We start from the raw sequence: 6,081 nt of genomic DNA on the forward strand, positions 1-6,081 counted from the left end.
CGGTGATGAATGCGGGCACCGCCGCCGTCTGTCTGGTCGGCAAGGCGCATGATTATCATGTGACCCGCGCGCTGGGTGTTTCACTGGACGAAAACACCGAGAATATTCGCGCCAGCTTCACCCATATCGCGGCGCGGGGCCGCGAGGGGCTGTTTGATGCCGAGCATTTCTTTGACGGCTACAAGGCGAACCCCGATTACGCGATTGCGACGCTGCATGCAGCCTTTGATGCCGGTGCGCGCTGGATTGTGCTGTGCGATACCAACGGCGGCACCCTGCCGCATGAGGTCAGCACGATCGTCACCGCCGTCATCGCCAGCGGCATCCCCGGTGACCGGCTGGCGATTCACGCCCATAACGACACGGAAAATGCGGTCGCGAATTCGCTGGCCGCGGTGCTGGCCGGTGTGCGGCAGATCCAGGGCACGCTGAACGGTCTGGGCGAACGCTGTGGTAACGCCAACCTGACGACGCTGATTCCGACGCTGCTGTTGAAAGAACCCTTCGTCAGCCGGTTTGACACAGGCGTGACGCAAGATGCCTTGCGTGGCATGCGGCGTGCTTCACGTCTGCTGGATGATATCCTGAACCGTGTGCCGGCCAAACAGGCACCCTATGTCGGCGCGTCGGCTTTTGCACATAAATCGGGGCTGCATGCATCGGCCATCGCCAAGGACCCCGGCACCTATGAACATATCGATCCTGCGGCGGTAGGCAATACGCGCATTGTGCCGATGTCCAATCAGGCGGGGCAATCCAACCTGCGCGCGCGGCTGGCCGATGCGGGGATCATCGTCGAGGCGGGCAATCCCGCATTGGCGCGGATCGTCGAACGGATCAAGGAACGCGAAGCAGACGGCTATGCCTATGACACCGCGCAGGCGAGTTTCGAACTGTTGGCCCGGACGGAACTGGGCACGATGCCTTCCTTTTTCGAGGTCAAGCGCTATCGCGTGACGGTGGAGCGACGCAAGAACAAGCGCAACAGGATGGTGTCTTTGTCCGAGGCTGTCGTGGTCACCAAGGTGCGCGGGCAAAAGTTTCTGAACGTCAGCGAGAGCCTGGGGCCGGACGGATCGGATCAGGGGCCGGTGAACGCGCTGGCCCGTGCGCTCGCTAAGGATCTGGGGCCGTATCAAGAGATGATCGACGACATTGAACTGGTGGATTTCAAGGTACGTATCACCAATGGCGGCACCGAGGCCGTGACCCGCGTGATCATTGACAGCGAGGATGGCAAGGGCAACCGCTGGTCCACAGTGGGCGTCAGCGCCAACATCGTCGATGCGTCCTTCGATGCATTGGTGGATGCGATCAACTGGAAACTGATCCGCGACGGGGCAGAGGCCTGATTTGAGTATTTTTGGCAAGATGATGACATGAGCCTGCACGCATGCGCTGCCCTTGTCGAACGCGCGGATCCCGACCGTTTTCGCGCCACCATGGCCGCCCCAGTGGCGGCGCGGCGCGTGCTGTTTCCGCTTTATGCCTTCAACGTGGAAGTATCACGCGCGCCTTGGGTGACGCAGGAACCGATGATCGCGGAAATGCGCCTGCAGTGGTGGCGTGATGCGCTGGAGGAAATCGGAGGCGGTGGCAAAGTCCGCAAGCATGAGGTCGTGGATGCGCTGGCCAGTGTGCTGGATACCCAAGCTGCGGTGTTGCTGGATGGACTGATCGCGGCGCGGCGTTGGGATGTCTACAAGGATACCTTTGAGGACGCTGCCCATTTCGACAGCTATATTGATGCCACATCGGGGCATCTGATGTGGACTGCCGCGCGTTTGCTGGGGCCTGCGGATGAAGCTCCCGTGCGCGATTTTGCCTATGGCGTTGGCGTTGCAAATTTCCTGCGCGCTGTGCCTGGGTTGGAAGACAGCGGGCGTATTCCACTGGTGGACGGATCACATGCCGGGGTGAAAACTCTGGCCGCTGACGCACTGGACCGTTTGAATGCCGCCCGGCAGGGCAAGGCGGGCGTGTCGCGTGATGCGGGGCATGCGCTGTTGTGTGGACACGCCGCGCGACCGGTTTTGTCCAATGCCGTCAAAGACCCGTCTGCCGTGGCGCTGGCCGCACTTGATCCTTACCCATTCGGGCAAAGCCTGCGGTTATTGCATGTTACCCTGCGCGGCTGGTGGATCTAAACCACTGCCCGCGGCAGCCGCACCAGCCAGATCAGCGACCCGCCCGCCAGCACCAGGAAGGGCACCATCGCAAGATTGACCGCGCTCCAGCCTTCGACGGCCGTGCCGCCCGCGCAGTTCATCAACCCGCCAGAGGCGAGCGACGCGACCGTGACCATGCCGAATACGATCATGTCGTTCATGCCTTGCACCGCGCCGCGTTCCTCGGGGCGGTGGGCGCTGGTCAGCATCGATGTCGCCCCGATGAACCCAAAATTCCAGCCGACGCCCAGCAGGATGAGGGCCACGAAGAAATTGGTCAGTGCAACACCGGACAGGGCGACCAGACCGGCCCCGGCCAGAATGACCAGCCCGGCAGCCAAGATACGTTCCACCCCGAAGCGTGCAATCAGGTGGCCGGTAAAGAACGATGGCACATACATCGCCAACACGTGCGCGGTGACGATGTCATTGGCATTATTTGTTGAAAACCCGCATCCGACCACCGCCAATGGGGTCGACGTCATGACAAGGTTCATCAGCGCATAGGATACCATCCCGCAGATGATCGCGACGACAATGCGCGGGTCGCGCAACAATTCAGCGCGGCTACGCCCTTTGGCGCGGGCTATGGCCGGTTCGGGGTCTGATCTGGTGCCGCGCGGCAGGTCCAGCCCGAGAAACAGCAGCATTCCCACAAGGTTCATTGCGGCAACTGAAAGATAGGTGCCGACAAAGGGCACGACATAGGCGTCCTGCACCAGTTTGTTCAGCTGCGGCCCGATGATCGCGGCCAGCAGACCGCCCGCCATGACATAAGAAATTGCCTTGGGCTGGAATTCTTCTGACGCGACGTCGGTTGCGGCAAAACGGTAAAAACCCTGCGCTGACATGTAGATGCCCGTCAGGTAAGACCCTGCCAGCAGTGTCAGGAATGATCCGGTGTATAGCCCGTAGGCCGCCAACAGCGCACCCGCCGCCCCGCCGAATGCCCCGATCATGAATCCGAACCGCCGCCCGTTGCGCTGCATCAGCGGGCTAAGCCATGGCGCGGTGGTCATCGACCCGAAAACGATCAGCGAAATCGGCAATGTGGCGAGGCAGGGGTTGCTGGCCAGCATCCCGCCCGCAAGCCCGCCAATGACAAAAATCATCGGCATCTGCGCCCCGAGGATGGCCTGCGCCATGACCAGAACGGCTACATTGCGCTTGGCGCGGGTGTCATCAACATATGCAGTCATACGCATTCGTTACGCCCGAAGACGGGGCGTGGCAAGTGTCTCTCAGTCTCTGTCAATCAGATGCGCGAAAGACCCGCAGACGCGCCCCTGCACCAGCCCGGCCGGGGGCAGGGCGTTTCCCTCGGCGTCACGGGCCTTGAACAGTGGTGTGCCTTCGGCGCGCAGCGTCGTGGCATAGTGAAATTCATGGCCCAGCCACGCGCCCTCAAACGGTCCGGTTGTCGCATGCAGGCTGCGGTAGCCCAAATGCAGCTTGCGTGTTGCAAAAGACGTGGCAAGCAAAAGCAGACCGGCCATTTCATGGGTCACACCTTTGGCATCAGTGAGGGTTTGCCCAAGGGTCATATAGCCGCCGCATTCACCGTAGATTTGCGCGTCGGTCTTTCGCAGGCTGTCCATGAAGCGCACATTCCCGGTCAGCCGCCCCGCATGAAGTTCCGGATAACCGCCCGGCAGGTAGATCAGATCGGCCTTCGGTGCTGGTTCATCGGCGAGGGGTGAAAAGAAATGCAGCGCGGCCCCCGCGTCGTGCCAGTCTGCCAGCACATGCGGATAGCTGAAGGCAAACGCTGCGTCCCGTGCGATGGCAATGGTCTGTGCTGGCGGGGCGATGCGCGCCGCCCGCGCATTGGGCAATGTGGCGTTGTGCAGCGCCAAGAGCGCGGGAATATCGCAATGCGCTGCGATCAGATCAGCGGCATGGTCCAGATAACACTCCAGATCGGGGCGTTCCTGCGCCTGCACAAGACCAAGGTGGCGGGACGGCTGGGTCAGTGTCGCTGTCCGTGGGATTGCGCCAAAGACTGTGATGTCGCCCAACGCGCGGCGCAGCATGGTTTCATGCCGGGGCGACCCGACATTGTTGAGGATCACCCCCGCGATGGGCACACGCGGGTCATGGGTGATAAAGCCATTGGCCAACGGTGCGATGGACCCCGCCATGCGTGCCGCATCGATCACCAGCACCACGGGCAACCCAAGGATACGCGCCAGATCGGCGGTCGCACCTTTGCCATCGGGGGCCGCACCATCGAACAGCCCCATCGCCCCTTCGACGATCAGCGGCATGTGACCGGCGGCAAGCGCGCGGATACGGTCCGGCGTCATCGCCCAAGCGTCAAGGTTGAGGCATTCCTGCCCGCAGGCAGCCGCGTGAAAGCGCGGGTCGATGTAATCGGGGCCGGATTTCGCGGCACGGACCGGGGTGTGCCGGCTGATCGCACGCAGCAGCCCAAGGGTGATCGTGGTTTTGCCGCTGCCCGAGGCGGGGGCGCTGATGATCACGCTCATCGCGCGGGGCCGAGTGCGGAAGCCTCCGGCGGGAGTATTTCGGGCAAGATGATGACCATTTCAGGCGGATTCGGCGGGCCGACCCCGGCTGAGCGGGTCAAGATTGCGTGGGGGGTGCCCTGCGGCCTGCCCTTGCCAGTCCAGCACCTGGCGCATCAGAACGGATTGACCGACGCAGATGATCGCAGGCGGTTCCAGACCAGCGGTTGCGATGTCGTCCGTGATCGTGCCCAGCGTGGTTTCAAGCACCTTTTGATCGGCGGTCGTGGCGGTGGTCACCACTGCGACGGGTTCATGAATGCTGCGCCCCGCGGCGATCAGTTGTCCGGCGATCTGGGCGATATGTTTCATTCCCATGTAGATCACGATGACCTGGCTTCCCTTGGAGATACTTGCCCAGTCCAGCGATCCGGGCGTATTCCCCGACTGGTCATGCCCGGTGACGAAAGTCACCGACTGGTTTACATCGCGGTGGGTGACAGGAATGCCTGCATAGGCCAGCCCGCCGATACCGGCGCTGATGCCGGGAATGATGCGGATCGGCACGCCATGCTGCACAAGCGTCTGCGCCTCTTCCCCGCCGCGTCCGAAAACGAAGGGATCGCCGCCTTTCAGCCGCAGCACCCGTTTGCCCGCGCGCGCAAGGTCCACCAGTCGCAGCGAGATATCGCGCTGTTTCGCGGATGGTTTGCCGCCGCGTTTACCGGCATAGATGTGTTCTGCCTGCGGTGCCCAATCCAGGATCGCCTCTTGCACCAGCGCGTCATAGATCACGACATCGGCCTGTCGCAGCGCGTTGAGCGCATGCAGCGTCAGCAGCCCCGGATCGCCGGGGCCCGCACCGCACAGCCAGACCCAGCCGGGTTGCATTTCGGGCCATGTGTGGGCAGGAAGGGGGGCATTGGTTTTCATGACCCCTTTATGCCGTCGATGGCAGGCCTTGGAAAGATGCCAAACGACACTGGATTGCGCATTGCCGTCATCTGCGCGCCTGCCTATCGTCGCACCGATGACACGCAAACCGACACAAGAGTTGCGCCGGGGCTGGACCACGGGCGCCTGTGCCACCGCCGCCACCAAGGCGGCGCTGATGCGTCTATGGGGTGGTGCGTTCCCTGCGCAGGTGGGGATCGTGCTGCCAAAAGGGGAAACGCCGGTGTTTCCGTTGGCGCTGGCCGAGGCCGGCGACGACTGGGCGCGGGCGGGGATTACCAAGGATGCGGGCGACGATCCCGACGTGACCCATGGTGCGCTGATCGTAGTGACGGTGTCGGCTTCGGACGGGGGTGTTCAGTTCCGGGCCGGTGAAGGTGTCGGCACGGTGACCAAGGCGGGATTGCCGATTGGTGTGGGCGAGCCGGCGATCAACCCGGTGCCGCGCCAGATGATGCAGGATGTGGTAGCGGAAATGGCGGCGCTTTATC

General features: G+C 62.7%; 6 protein-coding genes. 3 read left to right on the forward strand and 3 right to left on the reverse strand.

Annotated features, from left to right (window positions below):
- A partial coding sequence (cimA, locus tag ACTG4B_RS15115; RefSeq protein ID WP_439156532.1) for a citramalate synthase occupies nt 1-1,352 on the forward strand: 1,352 nt, incomplete at its 5' end.
- Between the two features lie 27 nt (nt 1,353-1,379).
- Entirely contained in the window at nt 1,380-2,147 is a 768-nt protein-coding gene (locus tag ACTG4B_RS15120) for a squalene/phytoene synthase family protein (RefSeq protein WP_439156533.1), read from the forward strand.
- On the opposite strand, the gene ACTG4B_RS15125 is transcribed toward ACTG4B_RS15120, so the two are convergent.
- From ACTG4B_RS15125 to cobA, 3 genes are read right to left on the reverse strand one after another with little or no spacing between them, the layout of a single operon-like run.
- Nucleotides 2,144-3,367, reverse strand: coding sequence for an MFS transporter (locus ACTG4B_RS15125; RefSeq protein WP_439156534.1), 1,224 nt, complete (start codon nt 3,365-3,367; stop codon nt 2,144-2,146). The genes ACTG4B_RS15120 and ACTG4B_RS15125 overlap by 4 nt on opposite strands.
- A gap of 42 nt (nt 3,368-3,409) precedes the next feature.
- Nucleotides 3,410-4,657 carry a cobyrinate a,c-diamide synthase gene (locus ACTG4B_RS15130; protein ID WP_439156535.1) on the reverse strand — a complete coding sequence of 416 codons (1,248 nt, stop codon included), beginning with the start codon at nt 4,655-4,657 and terminating at the stop codon, nt 3,410-3,412.
- A 60-nt stretch (nt 4,658-4,717) separates the two neighbouring features.
- The gene (gene cobA, locus ACTG4B_RS15135; RefSeq protein WP_439156536.1) at nt 4,718-5,569 is read right to left on the reverse strand and encodes a uroporphyrinogen-III C-methyltransferase; all 852 of its coding nucleotides are present in this window, start codon (nt 5,567-5,569) and stop codon (nt 4,718-4,720) included.
- A gap of 97 nt (nt 5,570-5,666) precedes the next feature.
- Here cobA and ACTG4B_RS15140 point away from each other — a divergent pair.
- On the forward strand, nt 5,667-6,081 hold a 415-nt coding region (locus ACTG4B_RS15140; protein ID WP_439156537.1), incomplete at its 3' end, for a cobalt-precorrin-5B (C(1))-methyltransferase.

The organism is Yoonia sp., assembly GCF_965660735.1.
In the GTDB taxonomy this organism is placed as follows: Bacteria; Pseudomonadota; Alphaproteobacteria; order Rhodobacterales; family Rhodobacteraceae; genus Yoonia.